Annotated in this window: 25 protein-coding genes; 15 read left to right on the plus strand and 10 right to left on the minus strand. The window is 51.9% G+C overall.

Features of this window, described 5'->3' with window-relative positions; translation table 11 throughout:
- Positions 1–33 precede the first annotated feature (33 nt).
- The 6 genes from solA to mdtH all read right to left on the minus strand — a co-directional run bounded on the left by solA (position 34) and on the right by mdtH (position 5,218).
- Entirely contained in the window at positions 34–1,152 is a 1,119-nt protein-coding gene (gene solA, locus OGY01_RS21550) for an N-methyl-L-tryptophan oxidase (RefSeq protein ID WP_045441622.1), read from the minus strand.
- Between the two features lie 114 nt (positions 1,153–1,266).
- Positions 1,267–1,521: a biofilm formation regulator BssS gene (bssS, locus tag OGY01_RS21555; RefSeq protein ID WP_286493802.1), complete on the minus strand. Its 255-nt coding sequence runs from the start codon at positions 1,519–1,521 to the stop codon at positions 1,267–1,269.
- A gap of 340 nt (positions 1,522–1,861) precedes the next feature.
- On the minus strand, positions 1,862–2,107 hold the full coding sequence (dinI, locus tag OGY01_RS21560; RefSeq protein ID WP_045441628.1) for a DNA damage-inducible protein I: 246 nt from the start codon (positions 2,105–2,107) through the stop codon (positions 1,862–1,864).
- 75 nt (positions 2,108–2,182) lie between these two features.
- Positions 2,183–3,229 (minus strand): dihydroorotase, encoded by a 1,047-nt coding sequence (pyrC, locus tag OGY01_RS21565; RefSeq protein WP_200011899.1) that lies wholly within the window; start codon positions 3,227–3,229, stop codon positions 2,183–2,185.
- Between the two features lie 104 nt (positions 3,230–3,333).
- On the minus strand, positions 3,334–3,894 hold the full coding sequence (locus tag OGY01_RS21570; protein ID WP_045441634.1) for a lipoprotein: 561 nt from the start codon (positions 3,892–3,894) through the stop codon (positions 3,334–3,336).
- A 115-nt stretch (positions 3,895–4,009) separates the two neighbouring features.
- The gene (gene mdtH / locus OGY01_RS21575; protein ID WP_045441637.1) at positions 4,010–5,218 is read right to left on the minus strand and encodes a multidrug efflux MFS transporter MdtH; all 1,209 of its coding nucleotides are present in this window, start codon (positions 5,216–5,218) and stop codon (positions 4,010–4,012) included.
- A gap of 259 nt (positions 5,219–5,477) precedes the next feature.
- Here mdtH and rimJ point away from each other — a divergent pair, with 259 nt between their 5' ends.
- From rimJ to murJ, 4 genes are all read left to right on the plus strand, one after another.
- Positions 5,478–6,062 carry a ribosomal protein S5-alanine N-acetyltransferase gene (gene rimJ / locus OGY01_RS21580; protein ID WP_045441640.1) on the plus strand — a complete coding sequence of 195 codons (585 nt, stop codon included), beginning with the start codon at positions 5,478–5,480 and terminating at the stop codon, positions 6,060–6,062.
- Between the two features lie 35 nt (positions 6,063–6,097).
- Entirely contained in the window at positions 6,098–6,745 is a 648-nt protein-coding gene (locus tag OGY01_RS21585) for a YceH family protein (RefSeq protein WP_200011897.1), read from the plus strand.
- Between the two features lies 1 nt (position 6,746).
- Positions 6,747–7,670: a Gfo/Idh/MocA family protein gene (locus tag OGY01_RS21590; RefSeq protein WP_286493675.1), complete on the plus strand. Its 924-nt coding sequence runs from the start codon at positions 6,747–6,749 to the stop codon at positions 7,668–7,670.
- 239 nt (positions 7,671–7,909) lie between these two features.
- On the plus strand, positions 7,910–9,445 hold the full coding sequence (gene murJ, locus OGY01_RS21595) for a murein biosynthesis integral membrane protein MurJ (protein ID WP_286493677.1): 1,536 nt from the start codon (positions 7,910–7,912) through the stop codon (positions 9,443–9,445).
- A 44-nt stretch (positions 9,446–9,489) separates the two neighbouring features.
- On the opposite strand, the gene flgN is transcribed toward murJ, so the two are convergent.
- From flgN to flgA, 3 genes are all read right to left on the minus strand, one after another.
- Entirely contained in the window at positions 9,490–9,912 is a 423-nt protein-coding gene (gene flgN / locus OGY01_RS21600; protein ID WP_045441649.1) for a flagella biosynthesis chaperone FlgN, read from the minus strand.
- A gap of 3 nt (positions 9,913–9,915) precedes the next feature.
- Complete coding sequence (gene flgM / locus OGY01_RS21605; RefSeq protein ID WP_045441651.1) at positions 9,916–10,209, minus strand: flagellar biosynthesis anti-sigma factor FlgM; 294 nt, start codon at positions 10,207–10,209, stop codon at positions 9,916–9,918.
- A gap of 92 nt (positions 10,210–10,301) precedes the next feature.
- The gene (flgA, locus tag OGY01_RS21610; protein WP_045449563.1) at positions 10,302–10,961 is read right to left on the minus strand and encodes a flagellar basal body P-ring formation chaperone FlgA; all 660 of its coding nucleotides are present in this window, start codon (positions 10,959–10,961) and stop codon (positions 10,302–10,304) included.
- A gap of 157 nt (positions 10,962–11,118) precedes the next feature.
- On the opposite strand from flgA, the gene flgB reads away from it, so the two are divergent.
- From flgB to flgL, 11 genes are all read left to right on the plus strand, one after another.
- Positions 11,119–11,535, plus strand: a complete 417-nt coding sequence (flgB, locus tag OGY01_RS21615; protein WP_048221659.1) for a flagellar basal body rod protein FlgB — start codon at positions 11,119–11,121, stop codon at positions 11,533–11,535.
- A 3-nt stretch (positions 11,536–11,538) separates the two neighbouring features.
- Complete coding sequence (gene flgC / locus OGY01_RS21620) at positions 11,539–11,943, plus strand: flagellar basal body rod protein FlgC (protein WP_045441655.1); 405 nt, start codon at positions 11,539–11,541, stop codon at positions 11,941–11,943.
- An 11-nt stretch (positions 11,944–11,954) separates the two neighbouring features.
- Positions 11,955–12,653, plus strand: a complete 699-nt coding sequence (flgD, locus tag OGY01_RS21625) for a flagellar hook assembly protein FlgD (RefSeq protein ID WP_045441657.1) — start codon at positions 11,955–11,957, stop codon at positions 12,651–12,653.
- Between the two features lie 26 nt (positions 12,654–12,679).
- Entirely contained in the window at positions 12,680–13,966 is a 1,287-nt protein-coding gene (gene flgE, locus OGY01_RS21630; RefSeq protein ID WP_045441659.1) for a flagellar hook protein FlgE, read from the plus strand.
- 20 nt (positions 13,967–13,986) lie between these two features.
- On the plus strand, positions 13,987–14,742 hold the full coding sequence (locus tag OGY01_RS21635; protein ID WP_048211227.1) for a flagellar basal body rod protein FlgF: 756 nt from the start codon (positions 13,987–13,989) through the stop codon (positions 14,740–14,742).
- Positions 14,743–14,755: 13 nt separating this feature from the next.
- Entirely contained in the window at positions 14,756–15,538 is a 783-nt protein-coding gene (gene flgG, locus OGY01_RS21640; RefSeq protein WP_045441663.1) for a flagellar basal-body rod protein FlgG, read from the plus strand.
- A 57-nt stretch (positions 15,539–15,595) separates the two neighbouring features.
- On the plus strand, positions 15,596–16,294 hold the full coding sequence (flgH, locus tag OGY01_RS21645) for a flagellar basal body L-ring protein FlgH (RefSeq protein ID WP_032939885.1): 699 nt from the start codon (positions 15,596–15,598) through the stop codon (positions 16,292–16,294).
- 33 nt (positions 16,295–16,327) lie between these two features.
- Positions 16,328–17,404 (plus strand): flagellar basal body P-ring protein FlgI, encoded by a 1,077-nt coding sequence (locus tag OGY01_RS21650; RefSeq protein WP_233617170.1) that lies wholly within the window; start codon positions 16,328–16,330, stop codon positions 17,402–17,404.
- A complete protein-coding gene (gene flgJ / locus OGY01_RS21655) occupies positions 17,404–18,354 on the plus strand; it encodes a flagellar assembly peptidoglycan hydrolase FlgJ (RefSeq protein ID WP_045441680.1) in 951 nt (316 codons plus the stop codon). Before OGY01_RS21650 ends, flgJ begins: the two co-directional genes overlap by 1 nt.
- A 64-nt stretch (positions 18,355–18,418) precedes the next feature.
- Positions 18,419–20,077 carry a flagellar hook-associated protein FlgK gene (gene flgK / locus OGY01_RS21660; RefSeq protein WP_284096456.1) on the plus strand — a complete coding sequence of 553 codons (1,659 nt, stop codon included), beginning with the start codon at positions 18,419–18,421 and terminating at the stop codon, positions 20,075–20,077.
- A gap of 14 nt (positions 20,078–20,091) precedes the next feature.
- Positions 20,092–21,045 (plus strand): flagellar hook-associated protein FlgL, encoded by a 954-nt coding sequence (gene flgL / locus OGY01_RS21665; protein WP_045441687.1) that lies wholly within the window; start codon positions 20,092–20,094, stop codon positions 21,043–21,045.
- Positions 21,046–21,123: 78 nt separating this feature from the next.
- Here flgL and OGY01_RS21670 read toward each other — a convergent pair whose 3' ends face one another.
- Positions 21,124–22,323, minus strand: a complete 1,200-nt coding sequence (locus OGY01_RS21670) for an MFS transporter (RefSeq protein ID WP_286493680.1) — start codon at positions 22,321–22,323, stop codon at positions 21,124–21,126.
- Positions 22,324–22,327 lie beyond the last annotated feature (4 nt).

Consider the following 22,327-nt stretch of genomic DNA (forward strand, 5'->3'; position numbering starts at 1 on the left):
TAGAAATGGCCTCACAGAGAGGCCCTTTAGTGATTATTGTTTAAAACGGGTAAGTTTGAACGGGGACAGGTCAAAGGCTGACGGTTTGTCCTGGGCGAAATCCGCAGCGATCTCCCCCAACACGGAGGCAAATTTGAAGCCATGACCGCTCAACCCGGTAATGATTAGCGTATTGTCATGCTCTGGCAGCGTATCGATAATAAAGTCTTCGTCCGGAGAGTTATCGTAAGTGCAGGACGCACCATGCAGGCAACATCCAACACCGGGCAGAATAGTACGCAGGAATGGGAAAGCTTCGGAACCATCGCTGGCAACTGCGGCAAACGGTTTACGCTCTTCGGCGGAATGGATGATCTGCCCGCCGTTATGTTTACCAATCTTCAGCTCGTCATTTTCAGCCGGGAAACCGTAATACTGATCGCCATTCGGCAACTCACCGGTAAATGCCGGGAATTTGTTTTTAATGCTGTAGCGCCCGTCTGCCTGGTACCATGCAAACACTTTGCGCACCGGTTGTATTGGCAGTTCAGGCACCAGTGCCTGAACCCAGGTTCCGGTGCTAATCAGCGCTTTTTTAGCATGGTAGTCTCCGTCCGCTGTTTCAACCGTGACGCCATCATCATGATGATGAATTGCGGTGACAGGACATTTAAATAGCTGTGCACAGCCTGCTTCCTCAGCCAGACGGATCCAGGTTTTAATGGCTAGCTCACTGCGTAAAAAACCTGACTCTGCTTCAAACAAGCCAATATAGTTTTCAGGTACACGGATTTCGGGCCAGCGCGCCATAATCGCGGCTGCGTCCAGTTGCTCAACGTTTAGCTGCCACTGTTTTGCGCTTTGCGCCACGTTAGATAAGAAGGTTGAATCTGCCGGGCCGAGGTTGATAACACCTGAACGGACAAACACGGGTTCTTCATTTTGCGTGGAGAGTTCATCCCACAATGTCTGCGCACGCAGTACCAGCGGAACGTATTTTTCGCCTTCGCCATACGCATGACGAATTAATCGTGTGTCGCCGTGGTGGCTGCCCTGTTGATGTGGTGGCATATGTGCATCGATCATCAGAACATTCAGACCGGCGCGAGTGGCATAGTATCCAGCTGCGGCACCCACGGAACCGCTGCCAATAATGATTAAGTCGTATTTCATCCGCTTCTCTCTGCAATCGCGATAGTTGCAGGGTAAATAACTGACCAGCATTATTCAACCAGGAAATAAGAAAGGCACCGTTAAGGTGCCTTTTGATGGTTGGGTGCATCAGATTTAATGACGCTGATACTCATTCACCTGGTAATCGCCTGATTCAATTTTGGCGATTCCTGCTTCTAATATCGAAATAAATTGCCTGGCAACATCAGTGGTTAACCAGAGCGTTTGACCAACTTCAGTCCCATTCGGGTCCGGACGATTCGGGGTCTGGTAGTGCAAACGCAGCATCAGCGCATCATAGCTATCAACGGTGCTGATGTCCCATCCTACAAGCGGATGAGTCTGAATGACTTCATTATTCTTTTCCATCATGCCCCCTAATTCGTGTTACTAGACAACGGTTTTCGAGGTTCAATGCGTTTTTTCTGAAGCAACTTCAGTATATCAATAAATATGGGTATTCACTGGAAATTTAAAGAGGGAGACGCATAAATTTTATGTTTTAAGTGTTATCCGAACAATAAATCGGCACCTTATTCATATTTTTTTGGCATGTTATGCAGTTATTTTGATGCTCAGGCTAAAAGATAATCAGTTGCGTAAATAAACGTTACCCGTTTTGGTAGCAGGATTACGCTATTGATTAAAAGGCAATGTGTGTAAAAAAGCCGGGGCGACCCGGCAAATAAACATCACTGCATATCATTTATTATTCATTGATGAACCAGTCATCTGCGCTTTCCCATGTTTCCTGCAGGATCTCGCTGATGCGTTCTTTGTCCTCTTTGGTCGCGCCAATGACCGACAGATTGTTTGCGGTGGCATAACGAACGGTGACATTACCTTCGTTATCCGGGAAATGATGGTTAATACGGCGGGAGAGTTCACCTGCCAGGGCGTCAATCGCACCGGCAGGCAAAGGTGAAGTTTTAGCAATAGTGACTTCAATACGCATAATAGCCCCCTGTTGAATATACTGGTTATTTATACAGTTAACTTCAGTAATTGACAATAGTTGGCTATATTTTTTTTAGCTTTTTACAGACCAGCGTACCGTTTCTCCGCCGAGGAAGGGGACCAGTGTGTCATCTTCAAGCGCGATGCTCTCCGGTACCTGCTGTTCAATTCTAACCAGTTCAATAAAAGTTTCGTTAACCGGCAGCCCGTAGAATCGAGGGCCATTAAGTGAGCAGAAGGCTTCAAAATGGGCCAGAGCATTCATCTCTTCGAATACGGTGGCATAACTGCCCAGCGCGGTCGGTGCGTTAAAACAACCCGCGCAGCCGCAACTGGACTCTTTGCGATGACGTGCATGTGGTGCCGAGTCAGTGCCAAGGAATGCGCGGGTAAAACCGCTGGCGACCAGTTCACGCAGCGCCTGCTGGTGGATGTTACGCTTGAGGATCGGTAAGCAATACAGATGCGGGCGAATTCCGCCTACCAGCATATGGTTGCGGTTAAACATTAAATGCTGTGGCGTTATCGTTGCTGCGAGGAATTCATTCCCGTCACGTACGTACTCTGCTGCATCCTTGGTGGTGATATGTTCAAACACGACTTTCAGCGTGGTCAGGCGCTGACGCAATGGCTCCATCACAGTTTCAATAAAGCGCGCTTCGCGATCAAAAATATCGATGTCCGCATGGGTCACTTCGCCATGTACCAGCAATGGCATGCCGAGTTTTTCCATCCGCTCCAGCACTGGCATGATGGCATCAATAGATGTCACGCCGTGTGTGGAGTTGGTGGTGGCATTCGCCGGATAGAGTTTGGCTGCAGTGAATACACCTTCTTTGAATCCGCGCTCCAGCTCATTGGGATCCAGCGTATCCGTTAAGTAGCAGGTCATTAATGGGGTGAAATCGTGACCGGCAGGCACCGCGTCAAGAATGCGCTGACGGTACGCGATAGCGGCGTCAACCGTAGTGACAGGCGGTGCCAGGTTGGGCATGACAATCGCGCGCCCATAAATTTCACTGGTATAGGGCACGACAGTTTTTAACATGTCGCCATCGCGAAAGTGAAGATGCCAGTCGTCTGGGCGGCGGATCTTTAAAACCTGGGATGGTGCAGTCATCAATATGCTCCGGCTGAGGATAGTCATTTTTGCCGGAAACAAAGGATAAGCGGAAACGTTTTCGTTTGCACGAAAAAAAGGGTGCTGATGCACCCTCATTTTTATTAATCAGTAAACGGAATGATTATTTCTCCCGGTTTCACCTCAATACCTTTGGCCAGCTTTTTCGCCAGCGCTTCGCCGTTACTGCTATCTTCTCGCAGGATATAAGCCGGTTGCTGATTGAAATAATTCCGCAGCGACTGGTTTAAATAAGGCATCAGGGTTTGCAGAACCGATTGCATTTTTTCCGGTGTGACGGTTGCATCAACAACTTCCATCTCTTGCAGATAGATAGCGCCTTTTTCTTTGTTGAAGACCGGCAATGCTTTTAACTTCAGCTTCATGGTCGCTTTCTGACTGCCAAACAGGGAGTTCATATCCAGATTGGCATCACCGGTCAGGGTCACTTTATTCGGCTCTTCACGACCGATCTGACTGGCGAGATTGCTCAGAACAATATGGGCTTCAGCAACACCGGGCAAGCCAATGTCTTTAGAAAAGTTATTGTGTTTCGCCAGCGCCTGATTAATTTCTTGCTCGCTAACCGTGTATTGCGTGAGTTGATTACAACCAACCAACAGGCCGCCGACAATTAGTGCAGCGGCAAAAAAAAACTTTTTCATGGGGTTCCTCAACATGATGCTTGTGGCGTAATCGTGACACAAAGCAGCATCTAGTACCAGCACGCCGGACACCAGCAGAAAAAACTGAAAATGTGTCCATGCGGCTGGCTAAATATCAGGCACCTGGCTCCAGCATACCGCGTGATGTGCGTTTGTGGCTGAACTGCCAGCCCAGAGCCAGAAAAGTGATAAGGCCGATAACCCCGAGCATCATCCATGGCAGTTCGGGTTGCGACAACGCTTTGCCCATGTCAAACAACCAGCCGCCGCCGATGTAACCTATTGCGCCGCCGATAGCTAATCCCAGCCGACTAAAGCCCATGTAACTCCCCCGTGCCCGCGCATTCGCCAGCGATGCGCTGAGCGTTTCCCGCGCTGGTTCCGCAATAATGGAACCGATATAGAACGTACAGATCAGAGTGAAAAGCTGCTGTAAATTACCGACCAGACCAATGGGCATCATACTGAGAGACATCACCAACAAACCGGCCATCAGGCGGTGTTCCAGGCGAAAACGCTTTTCACTCCAGCGAGCAATCGGGTAGAGCAGCGTTAAGGAGAGGCATGCTTCAATGGCATACATCCATTTCACGGCGGACGGTGAACCCGCAATATCGTTAACCATAATCGGTAGCATCAGCATGACCTGCACCGCCAGCATGTAATAACCCGCTAATGTCAGGACATAGGTGACAAATCGCTTGTCATGCATCACGTGACTCATCCCTTCGCGTACCGGAATTTTCACCGTCGACAGTTTCCACGCGGGGAGAAGCCAGGCATTAAAGGCAGCGCACAGGACAAACAAAATCGCGCCCGTGGCGCATACCAGTCGGAAGTCGTACTGTAGCAGCCAGCTTCCGAGTAACGCACCAACGACCGCGCCGGCACTATCCTGCATCATCAGGATAGAGAAGAAACGCCCACGTTTTTCCGGGCGGATCAGTTTGACCACCAGCGCGGAGCGGGGAGGATCGAACAGTGTGCCGCCTAATCCGGAGAGAAAACAGGAAAACCACAGCAGCCAGGGTTCATGGGCAATACCCATAGTGGCGAATCCGGCGGCGCGCATCAGCATGCCGGTGACAATCATCGGTTTTGCACCAAAACGGTCTGCAATCGCTCCGCCAAAAATACCCAGCCCTTGCTGAATAAATTGGCGTAATCCAAGTGCAATACCAACCATTACGGCAGCCCAGCCCATTTGGTCGACGAAACGAATAGAGATCAACGGGAATACGACGAAGAAACCCAGTACGACCAACATATTATCGATGAGCAGGAAATATTTACCCAGGTTCCTCGCCTGCGAAACTTGCGACATTTCCCCTCCAGGGAAAAACTCGTCACTCTGATTAGAGTTTAAAAGATAAGCACCTCCTATTCTGCGGTGTCGTCTGATCTTTTCCCACCCCTGGGGAAACAATATTTTTTTATCAAAAGCCAGTCTTGATAGAGAGTTTTCATCAAAATGTGTGAATAATTCAAAAAATGATGTTTTGCTCTTTTCACAGGGTGTATTTGCACAGGTATAGTATCGCAAATAGCGTATTGAAGACGTTACGGGAAGGAGTAGGTATAGAATGTTTGGCTATCGCAGTAACGTGCCAAAAGTGCGCTTAACCACGGACCGCCTGGTCGTGCGTTTAGTGCATGAGCGTGATGCCTGGCGTCTGGCAGATTATTACGCAGAAAATCGTCATTTCTTAAAACCCTGGGAACCTGTTCGCGATGAAAGCCACTGTTATCCTTCTGGCTGGCAGGCGCGTCTGAGTATGATCTCTGAATTTCATAAACAAGGGTCTGCTTATTATTTTGCGTTGCTCGATCCAGAAGAGAAAGAGATCATCGGCGTCGCGAACTTCTCTAACGTCGTGCGTGGATCTTTTCATGCATGCTATCTCGGTTATTCCATTGCGCAGAAGTGGCAGGGACAGGGGCTGATGTATGAAGCCTTAACCGCGGCCATTCGTTATATGCAGCGCTCACAGCATATTCACCGCATTATGGCGAATTACATGCCACATAATAAACGTAGCGGCGATTTGCTGGCGCGGCTTGGTTTTGAAAAAGAAGGGTATGCCAAAGACTACCTGCTGATTGACGGGCAGTGGCGCGATCACGTGCTAACAGCGTTGACAACATCAGAATGGACCCCGGGTCGCTAAGTTTCAGCTGTATTGGCTGATTAATGGAGAAGACGATGAAATACGAATTAACCGCCACCGAAGCCCGCGTGATTGGCTGTCTGCTGGAAAAGCAGGTAACAACGCCAGAACAATATCCGCTCTCCGTGAATGGCGTTGTGACCGCCTGCAATCAAAAAACCAATCGTGAACCGGTGATGAACCTGTCGGAATCGGAAGTGCAGGACCAACTGGATAACCTGGTTAAACGGCATTTTCTGCGTACCGTAAGCGGGTTTGGTAATCGCGTAACCAAATACGAGCAACGCTTTTGTAACTCAGAGTTTGGCAACCTGAAGCTCAGTGCAGGAGAAGTGGCGTTAATTACGACGTTGTTATTGCGCGGCGCACAAACGCCCGGAGAGTTGCGTAGTCGAGCATCCCGTATGTATGAATTCAGTGACATGGCAGAAGTTGAATCGACTCTGGAGACACTGGCCACCCGTGAAGATGGTCCTTATGTTGTCCGTCTGGCACGTGAACCCGGTAAGCGCGAAAGCCGTTATATGCACCTGTTTTGCGGTGAAGTTGATGAGCCGATCGCAACGGCAGATGAATCTCCGGCTGCTTCTGGTGGTTTGCAGGCGCGCGTCGAGGCGCTGGAAACTGAAGTGGCAGAGCTAAAACAGCGGCTCGATTCGCTACTGGCGCATCTGGGAGACTAATGTGAAAAAATTACGTATCGGTGTTGTCGGGCTGGGCGGCATTGCGCAAAAAGCCTGGTTACCCGTCCTTGGCGCGGCTCCGGAGTGGACACTACAAGGAGCCTGGTCACCTTCGCGGGAAAAAGCAGAGCGTATTTGCGAAACCTGGCGGATGCCATACGTTGATTCACTGGCGAATCTGGCGGCAACCTGCGATGCCGTTTTTGTCCATTCCAGTACCGCAACACATTATGCTGTGGTGAGTGAATTGCTTAATGCCGGGATCCATGTTTGCGTGGATAAACCCCTGGCGGAAAATTTGCGCGATGCTGAACAACTGGTGGCACTCGCGGCGCGGAAAAAACTGACGCTGATGGTGGGTTTCAATCGCCGGTTTGCGCCGCTTTACCGGGATTTAAAAGCGCAGTTAGTTGATGCTGCCTCTGTCAGAATGGACAAGCATCGTACGGATAGTGTTGGGCCGCACGATCTGCGTTTTACGCTGTTGGATGATTATCTGCACGTCGTGGACACCGCGCTGTGGCTGTCCGGGGGAGAGGCTTTGATAAATAGCGGTACGCTGTTGACCAACGAATCCGGGGCGATGCTTTATGCCGAACACCATTTTTCTGCGGGTCAGGTGCAAGTAACCACCAGTATGCATCGTCGGGCGGGCAGCCAACGAGAAAGTGTACAGGTGGTGATGAACGGAGGATTAATAGACGTTACTGATATGCGGGAATGGCGTGAGGAGCGTGGACAGGGCGTAGTACACAAGCCGGTTCCAGGCTGGCAAACAACCCTGGAACAACGTGGCTTTGCCGGATGCGCGCGTCACTTTATTGAATGCGTGCAAAATCAGACGGTTCCTGAGACGGCGGGTGAACAGGCGATTCTGGCTCAGCGCGTGGTCGAAAAGCTGTGGCGGGATGCCATGGCTGAATAACCCCCTGTAACATCTGGCGGTAGTAATTCATTGTAATCCAGGTACTATATGCCCACTCAAAATAACTCCTCTTTCTAACAGTGAATGATGGCAACCTGTAGGGTGAACTGTTTGCCTGATAAGACGTTTATGCGTCTCCATCGGGTGCGGTGATGTTGCCGGATGACCGCTTAAATGCGTTATCTGGTCTACGGTTTCGCCATGCGGGGTTTTGCTCCAGGGTCTGGAATATAAAATAGATGAATTTATTAAAGTCGCTGGCGGCCGTCAGCTCGATGACGATGTTTTCACGCGTGCTGGGTTTTGCGCGTGATGCGATTGTCGCCAGAATTTTTGGCGCAGGGATGGCGACAGATGCCTTTTTTGTGGCATTCAAACTTCCTAACCTGCTGCGTCGAATTTTTGCTGAAGGCGCGTTTTCTCAGGCGTTCGTGCCAATTCTTGCAGAGTACAAAAGTAAGCAGGGTGAAGAAGCCACCCGTGTGTTCGTCGCCTACGTTTCTGGGCTGTTGACGCTGGCGTTGGCGGTGGTCACGGTTGTCGGGATGCTCGCAGCGCCGTGGGTGATTATGGTCACCGCGCCTGGCTTTGCCGATACGGCCGACAAGTTTGCGCTTACCACTCAACTGCTGCGGATAACCTTTCCCTATATTCTGTTAATTTCGCTGGCCTCGCTGGTGGGCGCTATTCTTAACACCTGGAACCGTTTCTCCATTCCGGCGTTTGCACCGACGTTTCTGAACATCAGCATGATCGGTTTTGCGCTGTTTGCTGCACCTTATTTTAACCCGCCGGTACTGGCGCTGGCCTGGGCCGTCACCGTAGGTGGGGTATTACAACTGGTTTACCAGCTCCCGCATTTGAAAAAAATTGGTATGCTGGTGCTGCCGCGCGTGAACTTTCACGATGCCGGTGCGATGCGCGTCGTAAAGCAGATGGGCCCGGCAATCCTGGGCGTATCTGTCAGCCAGATTTCCCTGATCATCAACACAATTTTCGCCTCATTCCTGGCTTCAGGATCGGTTTCATGGATGTACTATGCTGACCGTCTGATGGAGTTCCCGTCAGGCGTCCTGGGCGTTGCTCTGGGGACCATTCTGCTGCCATCGCTGTCCAAGAGTTTTTCCAGCGGAAATCATGATGAATATTGCCGACTGATGGACTGGGGGCTGCGCCTGTGCTTTCTGTTGGCACTACCCAGTGCTGTGGCGTTGGGGATCCTGGCAAAGCCGCTGACGGTTTCACTGTTCCAGTACGGTAAATTTACTGCATTTGATGCTTTGATGACCCAGCGTGCTCTGGTGGCGTACTCGGTTGGTCTCATTGGATTGATCGTAGTGAAAGTGCTTGCGCCCGGGTTTTACTCGCGTCAGGACATTAAAACTCCGGTGAAAATCGCTATTGTAACGCTGATTATGACTCAGGTGATGAACCTGGCGTTTATCGGCCCGTTAAAGCATGCCGGACTGTCGCTCTCGATTGGTCTGGCGGCATGTCTGAACGCCTCACTGCTGTACTGGCAACTGCGTAAACAGAAAATTTTCACCCCTCAACCTGGCTGGGGCTGGTTCCTGGCGCGTCTGGTGATTTCTGTACTGGTCATGTCTGCGGCGCTGGTAGGCATGCTGTACATCATGCCGGAGTGGTCGCAGGGAACGATGCTGTGGCGTCTGCTGCGTCTGATGGCTGTTGTCGTTGTTGGTATTACAGCCTATTTTGCTGCGCTGGCCGTTCTGGGCTTTAAAGTGAAAGAGTTTGTACGCCGGACGGCGTAACAGAAAGGGGGAGTTGCCGTCAGGTGGCTCCCCTTATCACAATATCAGATAGAGATTTTTTTCCCGCCGCGATGCGTCGCAGAGGTTTGGCCATTAGCGCCATACAGAGTCGGTTCCTGGTGCGGTTTCAGCACCTTGATCGCCTGTTGATTACGCTCGATCTGCCCTTCCAGGAGCCAACCATTATGTTGGTTGAGATCGCGTAAATGCTGTGTTTTGTTCGTGATGGTCTGCCAGCGCTCGGCTATCTCATCGTTGGCGCTGCGCGTCGAGTCGTGCTCGAGACGTCGCTGCTGTTCCAGATAATCCAGGGTCGCCAGTAAAGAGCTTTTTTCTTCTGTAATACGCTGTAGCTGGCTACCGTTGATATGGCCCGCGGAAAGCTGCTGCTGTTCAGCATCCATCACTGTTTTCAGGTCATTGAGGACGGTCGTCATCTGATCAAGTATTTCTGACAAGCGAGTCATACTTTATTTACTCTGTAGGTAGCTCTGTGCCTCGCGGATCAGCGAGTCTGCAATTTTCCCAGTGTCCATTTTCAGCTCACCGTTACGGATCGCGATTTTCAATGCTTCAACACGCTCCATATTAATGTCATTGGTACCGGGTTGCATCAGCTTGGCCTGAGCGTCGCTTAACATCACACTGGTGCTGTTGGTCGCTGATGTTTTTTCCTTCCGCGCTTTTTGTACCGGCGTGTCGCTGGTTTCGCGTGGTTGGACAGTGCTTACTGGCTTCAATGGTGAGGTACGATCAATGCTCATTTTTTTATCCTCATCGAGGGGTTACGCTATAGCGACCCGCTTTAATCATTGGTTGATTATCTATCGGCATCCGCTAAAAAATCTTTAACCTATTATAGGTTAATAAGAATATTCCCATCAGAATCGACGACTCCGCTCACCACCTGTCCTGAAAGCATCCGCACTCTCGCGTTTTGCGCGACGGCCGCATTATTCAGCGCTTTACCTTCTGCATTCACGCGAAAGCCCTCGCCGTTTGCGATAACCAGAACGCGCTGGCCGGCTTTTATCCGCCATGCCTGACGCAACATCGTCAGCTGTAGCGGCTGGCCAGAGACCAGGTCGCGTAGGCTTACGGCATCCTGGACCTGATTAATATCCAGAACGGTTCGTGGCGGAAGTTGGTCCAGCCGACCGCGTTTTAAGGTCACGCTGGATGCGTTAAGCGCGCTGCCTCGTGCAATGGGAGCGGCGGCGACTACGTAGTTGCCCGTGGCTTGTACATTCACCTGCAGGTAGCGTTTTTCATTGGGACACCTGGCCAGGACGTTCACATTGCCCCATAACTTCGCGCTTCCAGCTACGCTCAACGTCGGCTGCTCACAGCCAGGTCGCAGGTTAGGTGGTGTGCGAACAGTGACAACCACTTCATCACTGAACCCCGACAGCCGTTCTGAAAACCATGCCGTTAACTGCGAATTGAGGTCTTGCGCCAGCGTCAGGGGACTGAACAGCAGCGCTGCCACGGCTATTCCTCGTTTAAACGTTTGCATCAAAACCTCATGCTTTTTCAGGTAGTGACTGGATTTTACCTGTGTGACGCAGTCATCAACGCAACAAATAGCGACGCATTTTGCGTTTATTCCGACGATAACGCGCGCGTGATGGGATTTAAGCTGTCGGCTGAATTTTGTCATTTGCGGAGGAGATATGCTCGATAAGCTCGACGCCGCCTTACGTTTTCAACAAGAAGCGCTGAATCTGCGCGCCCAACGCCAGGAAGTATTAGCGGCCAACATTGCCAATGCCGACACGCCAGGGTACCAGGCGCGTGACCTGGATTTCGCCAGTGAGTTAAAAAAAGTCATGGTGCGAGGACGGGAAGAAACCGGCGGTGTCTCGTTGACGCTGACCTCTGCACAACATATTCCGGCCCAGACCACCTCGGCTCCCTCCACGGAGTTGCTCTATCGTATCCCAGACCAACCGTCCCTGGATGGCAACACGGTTGATATGGATCGGGAGCGCACACAGTTTGCGGACAACAGTCTCAAGTATCAGATGGGGCTTACCGCATTGGGTGGACAAATCAAAGGCATGATGAACGTGCTGCAAGGAGGGAACTAATTCGTGGCGCTGTTAAATATTTTTGATATCGCAGGCTCCGCGCTGACGGCGCAATCCCAGCGCCTGAACGTCGCGGCCAGCAACATGGCGAATGCGGACAGCGTGACAGGACCCGATGGTCAGCCGTATCGCGCGAAGCAGGTTGTTTTTCAGGTCGATGCTGCGCCAGGCGCGGCTACCGGCGGCGTAAAAGTCGCTGACGTCATTGAAAGTCAGGCGCCAGATAAGCTGGTTTATGAACCTGGCAATCCGCTGGCCGATGCAAATGGTTACGTAAAAATGCCGAATGTGGACGTGGTCGGAGAGATGGTCAACACCATGTCAGCCTCGCGTAGCTATCAGGCAAACGTTGAAGTGCTCAACACAGTGAAAAGCTTGATGCTTAAAACGCTGACGCTAGGCCAGTAAAGGAGGCGCACATGTCAATTGCTGTAAAAATGAATGACCCGAGCAGTACGGGCGTTAATGCTGCCAGTAGCAAAAGTTCGCTGACAGGCAGCAATGCTGCCGATCTGCAAAGCAGCTTTCTGACGCTCCTGGTGGCACAGCTGAAAAACCAGGATCCGACCAATCCTATGCAAAACAATGAGCTGACTACCCAGCTGGCGCAGATTAGCACCGTGAGCGGTATTGAGAAGCTGAACACCACGCTGGGCTCGATCTCCGGACAAATCGACAACAGTCAGTCGCTGCAGGCCAGTACCCTTATCGGCCACGGTGTCATGATCCCGGGGACCACTATCCTTACCGGCAAAGGAACGGAAGAGGGAGCAACGACCACCACTACGCCGTTTGGCGTTGAACTGCAGCAGCCAGCAGATAAGGTCACCGCGACCATTACCGATAAGGACGGTAAGGTCATTCGCACCATTGAGATCGGTGGGTTGAAGGCGGGTGTGCATACCTTTAGCTGGGACGGCACCATGACAGATGGCACGGCTGCGCCGAACGGCTCTTACAACGTCGCGATTTCCGCCAGCAATGGTGGTACGCAACTCGTGGCGCAGCCTCTTCAGTTTGCGCTGGTGCAGGGGGTTATTCGCAGTAATGGCGGTAATACGCTGGACCTGGGCACCTATGGAACCACCACCCTCGACGAAGTACGGCAAATAATCTAAGCCTTCACACTTATCAGGAGTAAGTCATGGCCTTTTCTCAAGCGGTCAGCGGTCTGAACGCTGCAGCGACCAACCTCGATGTCATTGGTAATAACATCGCCAACTCCGCCACCTATGGTTTTAAATCCGGTACGGCCTCATTTGCGGATATGTTTGCCGGCTCTAAAGTGGGTCTGGGTGTTAAAGTTGCGGGTATAACCCAGGACTTTACCGATGGCACTACGACTAATACCGGACGTGGTCTGGATGTTGCCATCAGCCAAAACGGTTTCTTTCGCATGGTCGACAGCAACGGTTCAGTGTTTTACAGCCGTAACGGCCAGTTCAAGCTCGATGAAAACCGCAATATCGTCAACATGCAGGGGCTGCAATTGACAGGTTATCCGGCCACCGGGACACCGCCAACGGTTCAACAGGGCGCTAACCCGGCACCGATCACCATCCCGAATACCCTGATGGCGGCAAAAGCCACGACCACTGCGTCAATGCAGATCAACCTGAACTCAACTGACAAGGTCCCGTCAAAAGCACCATTCAACCCGAGTGATGCGGATTCGTACAACAAAAAAGGCACCGTTACCGTTTTCGATAGCCAGGGTAATGCCCATGACATGAATATTTTTTATGTCAAAACTACGGATAACAAATGGGATGTCTATACCCAGGATGCCAGCGTTGCCGGGTCAGTCGCCACTAAAAATGCTGTGATGAATTTTAGTGCTAACGGCACGCTGGCCTCAGTGAATAACTATGTTGAAGAACCAGTAGACCCGCTAGATCCAACTGGACCTAAACACCTGGTTGAAGGTCCTGCTAACGCTCAACCGCAGATTCAGATCACTACCGGTGCCATCAATGGCGCGGTTCCGGCTGGGTTCTCTCTCAGCTTCCTGAACTCCATGCAGCAAAACACGGGCGCCAACAACATCGTTGCCACCAACCAGAATGGTTACAAACCGGGCGATCTGGTGAGCTATCAGATTAACAACGACGGTACCGTGGTGGGTAACTACTCCAACGAACAGAAACAGGTTCTGGGGCAGATCGTGCTGGCTAACTTTGCCAACAATGAAGGTCTGGCTTCTCAGGGCGATAACGTCTGGGCCGCGACACAGTCCTCTGGCGTGGCACTGCTCGGTACTGCAGGTACTGGTAACTTCGGCAAACTGACTAACGGTGCGCTGGAATCATCAAACGTAGATTTGAGTAAAGAACTGGTGAACATGATCGTCGCGCAGCGCAACTATCAGTCGAATGCGCAGACTATCAAAACCCAGGATCAGATCCTCAACACGCTGGTCAACCTGCGCTAAGCGCCTGACGGGATGGCTTAATGGATCACGCAATATATACCGCCATGGGCGCAGCCAGTCAGACGCTAAATCAGCAGGCGGTGACGGCCAGCAACCTGGCAAATGCCTCCACGCCGGGTTTCCGCGCGCAGCTTAACGCGCTGCGTGCGGTACCTGTTGAAGGACTCTCTTTGCCAACGCGTACGCTGGTGGTGGCTTCAACGCCGGGGGCCGATATGACGCCTGGCCAGATGGACTACACCTCTCGTCCACTGGACGTGGCGTTGCAACAGGATGGCTGGCTGGCGGTGCAGACCGCTGACGGTAGCGAAGGGTATACCCGCAATGGCGCAATTCAGGTGAGCCCGACCGGTGAACTGACGATTCAGGGACATCCGGTGATTGGCGAAGCCGGGCCAATAGCGGTTCCGGAAGGGTCGGAAGTGACCATCGCTGCTGATGGGACGATTTCCGCACTCAACCCAGGCGATCCGGCGAATACGGTAGCACCAGTGGGGCGTTTGAAGCTGGTGAAGGCAACAGGGAGTGAAGTGCAACGTGGTGATGACGGTATGTTTCGTCTGAGCGCGGCTGCACAGGCGACCCGTGGACCGACGTTGCAGGCTGACCCAAGCATCCGCGTAATGTCGGGTGTGCTGGAAGGCAGTAACGTCAAACCGGTTGCCGCGATGAGCGACATGATCGCCAGCGCTCGCCGCTTCGAAATGCAGATGAAGATTATCAGTAGCGTGGATGATAACGCGGGTCGTGCCAACCAACTGCTGTCGATGAGTTAATACAGGACATTTTATGATCAGTTCATTATGGATCGCCAAAACCGGCCTGGATGCGCAGCAAACCAACATGGATGTGATTGCCAACAACCTGGCAAACGTCAGTACCAATGGTTTTAAACGTCAACGTGCGGTGTTTGAAGATCTGCTGTACCAGACGATTCGTCAACCTGGCGCGCAGTCTTCGGAACAGACCGTACTGCCTTCAGGCCTGCAAATCGGTACCGGTGTGCGTCCGGTTGCGACTGAGCGTTTACACAGCCAGGGCAACCTGTCACAGACCAACAACAGCAAAGACGTTGCTATTAAAGGTCAGGGATTTTTCCAGGTCATGCTGCCGGATGGTACCTCAGCTTATACCCGTGATGGTTCTTTCCAGGTAGATCAGAATGGTCAGCTGGTGACGGCGGGTGGTTTTCAGGTTCAGCCTGCTATCACCATCCCTGCAAACTCGCTGAGCATTACCATTGGGCGAGACGGCATCGTCAGCGTTACGCAGCAGGGGCAAGCTGCACCTGTTCAGGTAGGACAGCTCAACCTGACCACTTTTATGAACGATACCGGTCTGGAAAGCATTGGTGAGAATCTGTACACCGAAACGCAATCCTCCGGCGCGCCGAATGAGAGTACACCGGGGCTTAACGGCGCGGGGCTACTTTATCAGGGCTATGTTGAAACCTCTAACGTGAATGTGGCGGAAGAGCTGGTGAATATGATCCAGGTTCAGCGCGCTTATGAAATCAACAGTAAAGCGGTATCTACCACCGATCAGATGCTGCAGAAACTGACGCAACTCTAAAGTGTTGTCCGGCGGGGCGGGTGTCTCGCCGGCACACTGATTTTGAAGATGAAGGCAATGCGAAAATACGCGCTTCACCCTTACCCGATTTTAGCCCTGTTGGTGGTTTCGCTGACAGGATGCGCCTGGATCCCGGCCACTCCGCTCGTGCAGGGCGCGACGTCTGCCCAACCGATCCCTGGCCCGACGCCGGTCGCGAACGGCTCTATATTCCAGTCGGCACAGCCGATTAACTATGGCTATCAACCGCTATTTGAAGACCGCCGTCCACGTAATATTGGCGATACGCTGACCATCGTATTGCAGGAAAATGTCAGCGCGAGCAAAAGCTCTTCCGCTAACGCCAGCCGTGATGGCAAGACTAACTTCGGCTTTGACACGGTGCCACGTTATCTGCAGGGATTGTTTGGCAACGAGCGTGCCGACGTGGAAGCTTCTGGCGGCAATACCTTCAATGGTAAAGGTGGCGCGAACGCCAGTAACACCTTTAGCGGCACATTGACGGTGACCGTTGACCAGGTTCTGGTGAATGGCAATTTACACGTTGTGGGTGAAAAACAGATCGCCATCAATCAGGGCACTGAATTTATCCGTTTCTCCGGGGTCGTTAACCCGCGCACCATCAGTGGCAGCAACTCCGTTCCGTCAACTCAGGTTGCGGATGCGCGTATTGAATATGTCGGTAACGGCTATATCAACGAAGCGCAGAATATGGGCTGGTTGCAGCGTTTCTTCCTTAATTTGTCGCCGATGTAAGCGGGGTACCCAGTGATTAAAACTCTTGTTGGAATGGTACTGGTGCTGTCAGCCACGTTTGCTCATGCCGATCGTATACGTGATCTGACCAGCGTTCAGGGTGTACGTGAAAACTCACTGATTGGCTATGGGCTGGTGGTGGGGCTGGACGGTACGGGTGACCAGACAACTCAGACGCCATTCACCACGCAAACGCTCAATAACATGCTCTCCCAATTGGGGATCACCGTTCCGACCGGAACTAACATGCAATTGAAAAACGTGGCGGCGGTGATGGTTACGGCATCATTCCCGGCATTTGGACGCCAGGGACAAACCATTGATGTAGTGGTCTCTTCAATGGGTAACGCCAAAAGCCTGCGCGGTGGCACGCTGCTGATGACCCCTTTGAAAGGAGTCGATAGTCAGGTCTATGCGCTGGCGCAGGGGAATATTCTGGTTGGTGGCGCGGGGGCTTCAGCAGGAGGCAGTAGCGTACAGGTTAACCAGCTTAATGGTGGGCGTATTACCAACGGGGCCATCATTGAACGTGAATTGCCCAGCCAGTTTGGTGGCGGCAACACCATTAATCTGCAGCTCAATAATGAAGATTTCACTATGGCGCAACAGATTACCGACACCATCAACCGCTCTCGTGGTTTTGGTAGCGCCACCGCGCTGGATGCGCGGACGATTCAGGTGCGTGTGCCCAGCGGTAATAGTTCACAGGTACGCTTCCTGGCCGACATTCAGAATATTGAGGTAAACGTTACGCCGCAGGATGCGAAAGTGATTATTAACTCGCGTACGGGGTCCGTGGTGATGAACCGCGAAGTCACGCTGGACAGCTGTGCTGTTGCGCAGGGTAATCTGTCGATTACAGTTAATCGCCAGGCTAACGTCAGCCAGCCAGATACGCCGTTTGGCGGTGGCCAAACCGTGGTGACGCCGCAAACCCAGATCGATCTGCGCCAGAGCAGTGGTTCGTTGCAAAGTGTGCGTTCCAGCGCCAATCTGAACAACGTTGTACGCGCGCTTAATGCCCTCGGCGCAACGCCAATGGATCTGATGTCCATTCTGCAGTCAATGCAGAGCGCAGGTTGCCTGCGTGCCAAACTGGAAATCATCTGATGATTGGCGATAGCAAACTGCTCACCAGTGCTGCCTGGGATGCACAGTCGCTGAACGAACTGAAAGCGAAAGCGGGCCAGGATCCGGCGGCGAATATCCGTCCGGTCGCTCGCCAGGTGGAAGGGATGTTCGTGCAGATGATGCTGAAAAGTATGCGTGAGGCGCTGCCGAAAGACGGTGTGTTTAGCAGCGACTCCACGCGTTTGTACACCAGCATGTATGACCAGCAAATTGCCCAGCAGATGACTGCAGGTAAAGGACTGGGGCTGGCGGAAATGATGGTTAAGCAAATGACAGAGGGTCAGGCGCAGCCTGCTGATGATGCGCCGCAGGTGCCAATGAAGTTCTCACTGGAAACGGTGACCAGCTATCAAAATCAGGCACTGACCCAACTGGTCCGTAAAGCGATCCCCAGAACGACAGAAAGCAACGATGAGCCGCTGTCGGGCGACAGCAAAGACTTCCTGGCCCAGCTTTCGCTGCCGGCAAAACTGGCAAGTCAGCAGAGCGGTGTACCCCATCATCTGATTCTGGCGCAGGCCGCGCTGGAATCCGGATGGGGACAGCGACAAATTCGTCGTGAGAACGGTGAGCCAAGCTTTAACATTTTTGGTGTGAAGGCCTCGGGAAGCTGGAAAGGACCGACAACCGAAATCACCACTACCGAATATGAAAACGGTGAGGCGAAAAAGGTGAAAGCCAGATTCCGCGTCTATAGCTCTTATCTTGAGGCGTTGTCGGATTATGTCGGGTTAATCTCGCGTAATCCGCGCTACGCGGCGGTGACCGTTGCCGCAACCGCAGAGCAGGGGGCACAGGCGCTGCAGAACGCAGGTTACGCCACCGACCCTAATTATGCGCGTAAATTAACCAGTATGATCCAGCAGCTGAAATCAATGAGTGAGAAAGTGAGTAAAACCTACAGTACGAATCTCGACAATCTCTTTTAAATAGCTCAAGTCTACAAAACCGCTGCCGATAATAACGAGTATTGAAGGATTACAAGGAACCTCCATGTCCAGCTTGATCAATAACGCCATGAGTGGACTCAGCGCAGCGCAGGCCGCGTTGAACACGACCAGTAATAACATCAACAGCTATAACGTCGCCGGTTACACTCGGCAAACGACAATTATGGCGCAATTGAACAGCACGCTGGGGGCGGGGGGCTGGGTTGGCAATGGTGTTTATGTTTCTGGCGTGCAGCGTGAGTATGATTCATTCATCACTAATCAGTTGCGTGCAGCGCAGAATCAGAGTAGCGGTCTGACGACACGTTATGAACAAATGTCGAAAATTGACAATCTGCTTTCCAGTAAAACCAGCTCAATTTCGACTTCAATGCAGGGTTTTTTCACCAGCCTGCAAACACTGGTCAGTAACGCAGAAGATCCGGCGGCACGCCAGGCGCTGATTGGCAAAGCCGATGGTTTAGTCAATCAGTTTAAAACGACTGACCAGTACCTGCGCGATCAGGATAAACAGGTAAATATCGCTATCAACGCCAGCGTTGACCAGATCAATAACTATTCGAAGCAAATCGCCAGTCTCAACGATCAAATCTCCCGTTTGACCGGCGTTGGCGCAGGTGCATCACCTAACGACCTGCTTGATCAGCGTGATCAGCTCGTGAGCGAGTTGAACAAGATTGTGGGTGTGGAAGTCAGCGTTCAGGACGGTGGCACTTACAACGTGAACATGGCGAATGGTTATTCGCTGGTGCAGGGTAGCAATGCCCGTCAGCTCGCGGCGGTACCTTCCAGCGCCGATCCTTCCCGTACCACTGTGGCGTATGTTGACAGCGTTGCCGGAAATATTGAAATTCCAGAGAAACTATTGAATACCGGTTCGCTGGGTGGATTGTTGACGTTTCGCTCTGAGGAGCTGGACCAGACGCGTAATACCCTGGGCCAACTGGCACTCGCCTTTGCAGATGCGTTTAATACGCAGCACAAAGAGGGATTTGATGCCAACGGTGATGCGGGCAAAGATTTCTTTGCCATCGGCAGCCCGTCTACATACAGTAATGCCAAAAATATCGGTACAGGCTCGTTAACGGCAAAAATTACTGACAGCTCCGCTGTTCAGGCTACTGATTATAAAATCGTTTTTGATGGTACAGACTGGCAGGTCACCCGTCTGGCAGACAATACCAGCTTTAAAGCTACTGTTACCGGCGGGAAAATGTCCTTTGACGGGATGGAGATAACGGTAGGTGCTGGCGCGAAAGCGAACGATAGCTTTACTCTGAAACCTGTGAGCAATGCCATCGTTGATATGAAAGTTATGGTGACCGATGAGTCGAAAATCGCCATGGCCGAAGTCTCCAAAAATGACCTGGATCCAGATAAGGACAAGGGAAAAAGCGATAACCGCAACGGTCAGAAACTGTTGGATCTGCAAACTAAATCCACCGTTGGGAATAAAACCTTTAACGACGCGTACGCTACGCTGGTGAGCGATGTTGGCAACAAAACTGCCACGCTTAAAACCAGCAGCACCACACAGAACAATGTGGTTACGCAGCTCTCTAATCAGCAGCAGTCTATTTCCGGGGTTAACCTCGACGAAGAGTACGGTAACTTGCAGCGCTTTCAGCAGTATTATCTGGCTAACGCCCAGGTCCTGCAAACTGCGAACTCACTCTTTGATGCACTTCTGAATATTCGCTAAGGGAGAGGGACTCAATGCGTATCAGTACCCAGATGATGTACCAGCAGAACATGCGTGGCATCACTAACTCTCAGGCCGAATGGATGAAGTTCGGCGAGCAGATGTCGACAGGCAAACGCGTAATTAATCCGTCTGACGATCCAATTGCTGCGTCACAGGCTATCGTGTTGTCTCAGGCACAAGCGCAGAACAGCCAGTATACGCTGGCGCGTACTTTCGCGACGCAGAAAGTATCGCTGGAAGAGAACGTGTTAAGCCGGGCGACGACGGCGATTACTGCTGCGCAGGAAAAAATTGTTAACGCCGGGAATGGCACATTAAGTGACGATAACCGGGCATCACTCGCCAAAGATTTGCAGGGGCTTCGCGATCAGCTGATGAACCTGGCAAACAGCACAGATGGCAATGGTCGCTATATTTTCGGTGGATACAAAACGGAAGCAGCACCATTTACTCAGACTAACGGCACCTATACTGGTGGAACGGAAAACATCACTCAACAGGTCGATGCTTCCCGAACGATGGTAATTGGTCACACTGGGGACAAAATATTTAACTCTGTGACTAGTAACGCTGTTCCGGAGCCTGATGGAAGCAAGCCGGAAACGAATTTATTCGTCATGCTGGATACGGCTATCGCCGCGTTGAACACGCCGATAGAAGGCGATGATGTAGCCAAAGCCAAGGCTGCTGAAGCGATTGATAAAACCAACCGTGGCCTGAAAAACTCGCTCAATAACGTCCTGTCCGTTCGCGCAGAATTAGGTACCCAACTCAGTGAACTGAGTTCACTGGATTCGCTGGGAGCAGATCGTGCATTAGGGCAAACCCAGCAGATGAGTAATCTGGTAGATGTTGACTGGAATGCGGCAATCTCTTCCTATGTAATGCAGCAGGCGGCATTACAGGCTTCTTACAAAGCGTTTACTGATATGCAGGGCATGTCGCTGTTCCAGATAAATCGGTAACAACCATTTTTGAAACATATCATGAAACTGGATATGTTTGTCTGCCCGCTCCATTCACACCCCGGAGCGGGCATTTTTTTAGGCTGTTTCTGTCCGACTAACCGGCGCTTTACCAGTCATTCTTATCACCAGCGCAATAGTGCTACTGAGGGTCGCTAGCCCCACCACGCCTTGCCAGTTCGCCAGCGCGTAGACTTGACTTCCGAGAACTGAGCCCAGCGCCATACCGATAAACACTATAGTAAACAGCAGAGCATTCAGGCGACCCCGGGCCTGTGGTTCCAGGCTATAAACCAGATTCTGATGGGCCACCAGACTTGACTGTAATCCGAGATCAAAGCCTACCGCAGCAAAGGCAATCAGCAACCACTGACCTGGCACAGGTAAGACAGGTAAAAAGAACATAAGCGCAAAAGATAACATAACTAACAAAGCACCAAGTTGAGTGACTTTTTCGGCGCCGACTTTATCTGCGAGGTGACCGGCCACTGGTGCTGCAAGCGCACCAGCGGCGCCAGCGACGCCAAAAGCCCCTGCTACTGCACTGCCCATTTGGTAATGTTCGGATAACATGACCGCCAGTGTCGACCAGAAAGCGCTGAAGGCTATCGACAGGAAACCTTGTGCCAGCGCAGCACGGCGCAGTGCGGGGTAACGTTGCCAGAGCTGTGCCATTGAAAGCATTAATGATGGATAGTTCAGTGTGGAATGCACCGTAAAGCGGGGCAGCATTCTCCACATGATTGCGGTAATTACTGCAATACTGACGGCTGAGAGTTGATACATTTCTCTCCAGCCAAATGCCTCGCCCACCAGGCCACTGACGGTACGCGAAAGCAGAATACCCAACAGAAGACCGGTCATAACGGTACCCACTGTTTTACTCTGTTTTCCTTCAGACGCAAGGATAGCCGCGGCGGGAACAATATCCTGGGCCATTGTGGCTGCCATCCCCATCAGCAGACTGATTGGTAGCAGCGAATGAAGCTGTCCGGCAAAGCTGCATGCCAAAAGAAGTACGGCCAGAGAGAGACTTTTCAGCAGGATTAATGTCCGCCGGTCATAGCGATCGCCCAGTGGTAATAAAAATAGAATGCCGAGTGCATATCCCGCCTGGGTCAGCGTCGGAATCAGTCCCATCCCGGTGATACTCAAGGCCAGATCCTGGCCCATCAATGGCAATAGAGGCTGGGCATAGTAGATAGCAGCAACGCTGAACCCAGCGCCCAATGCCATAACAAAAATGATCCAACGGGAGAGCGCGGTATGTGTGTTCACGAAT

The organism is Citrobacter sp. Cm038, from assembly GCF_030333105.1.
In the GTDB taxonomy this organism is placed as follows: domain Bacteria; phylum Pseudomonadota; class Gammaproteobacteria; order Enterobacterales; family Enterobacteriaceae; genus Citrobacter; species Citrobacter murliniae.

What these genes read in the sequence shown, in the direction of transcription:
- OGY01_RS21585 (WP_200011897.1), top strand. Translation starts at nt 6,098, where the DNA reads ATGAAATACGAATTAACCGCCACCGAAGCCCGCGTGATTGGCTGTCTG.
- bssS (WP_286493802.1), bottom strand. Translation starts at nt 1,521, where the DNA reads ATGGAAAAGAATAATGAAGTCATTCAGACTCATCCGCTTGTAGGATGG.
- flgJ (WP_045441680.1), top strand. Translation starts at nt 17,404, where the DNA reads ATGATTGGCGATAGCAAACTGCTCACCAGTGCTGCCTGGGATGCACAG.
- OGY01_RS21635 (WP_048211227.1), top strand. Translation starts at nt 13,987, where the DNA reads ATGGATCACGCAATATATACCGCCATGGGCGCAGCCAGTCAGACGCTA.
- OGY01_RS21570 (WP_045441634.1), bottom strand. Translation starts at nt 3,894, where the DNA reads ATGAAAAAGTTTTTTTTTGCCGCTGCACTAATTGTCGGCGGCCTGTTG.
- mdtH (WP_045441637.1), bottom strand. Translation starts at nt 5,218, where the DNA reads ATGTCGCAAGTTTCGCAGGCGAGGAACCTGGGTAAATATTTCCTGCTC.
- rimJ (WP_045441640.1), top strand. Translation starts at nt 5,478, where the DNA reads ATGTTTGGCTATCGCAGTAACGTGCCAAAAGTGCGCTTAACCACGGAC.
- flgB (WP_048221659.1), top strand. Translation starts at nt 11,119, where the DNA reads ATGCTCGATAAGCTCGACGCCGCCTTACGTTTTCAACAAGAAGCGCTG.
- flgD (WP_045441657.1), top strand. Translation starts at nt 11,955, where the DNA reads ATGTCAATTGCTGTAAAAATGAATGACCCGAGCAGTACGGGCGTTAAT.
- pyrC (WP_200011899.1), bottom strand. Translation starts at nt 3,229, where the DNA reads ATGACTGCACCATCCCAGGTTTTAAAGATCCGCCGCCCAGACGACTGG.
- flgK (WP_284096456.1), top strand. Translation starts at nt 18,419, where the DNA reads ATGTCCAGCTTGATCAATAACGCCATGAGTGGACTCAGCGCAGCGCAG.
- flgE (WP_045441659.1), top strand. Translation starts at nt 12,680, where the DNA reads ATGGCCTTTTCTCAAGCGGTCAGCGGTCTGAACGCTGCAGCGACCAAC.
- flgH (WP_032939885.1), top strand. Translation starts at nt 15,596, where the DNA reads ATGCGAAAATACGCGCTTCACCCTTACCCGATTTTAGCCCTGTTGGTG.
- OGY01_RS21650 (WP_233617170.1), top strand. Translation starts at nt 16,328, where the DNA reads ATGGTACTGGTGCTGTCAGCCACGTTTGCTCATGCCGATCGTATACGT.
- flgM (WP_045441651.1), bottom strand. Translation starts at nt 10,209, where the DNA reads ATGAGCATTGATCGTACCTCACCATTGAAGCCAGTAAGCACTGTCCAA.
- flgN (WP_045441649.1), bottom strand. Translation starts at nt 9,912, where the DNA reads ATGACTCGCTTGTCAGAAATACTTGATCAGATGACGACCGTCCTCAAT.
- flgA (WP_045449563.1), bottom strand. Translation starts at nt 10,961, where the DNA reads ATGCAAACGTTTAAACGAGGAATAGCCGTGGCAGCGCTGCTGTTCAGT.
- dinI (WP_045441628.1), bottom strand. Translation starts at nt 2,107, where the DNA reads ATGCGTATTGAAGTCACTATTGCTAAAACTTCACCTTTGCCTGCCGGT.
- solA (WP_045441622.1), bottom strand. Translation starts at nt 1,152, where the DNA reads ATGAAATACGACTTAATCATTATTGGCAGCGGTTCCGTGGGTGCCGCA.
- murJ (WP_286493677.1), top strand. Translation starts at nt 7,910, where the DNA reads ATGAATTTATTAAAGTCGCTGGCGGCCGTCAGCTCGATGACGATGTTT.
- flgL (WP_045441687.1), top strand. Translation starts at nt 20,092, where the DNA reads ATGCGTATCAGTACCCAGATGATGTACCAGCAGAACATGCGTGGCATC.
- flgG (WP_045441663.1), top strand. Translation starts at nt 14,756, where the DNA reads ATGATCAGTTCATTATGGATCGCCAAAACCGGCCTGGATGCGCAGCAA.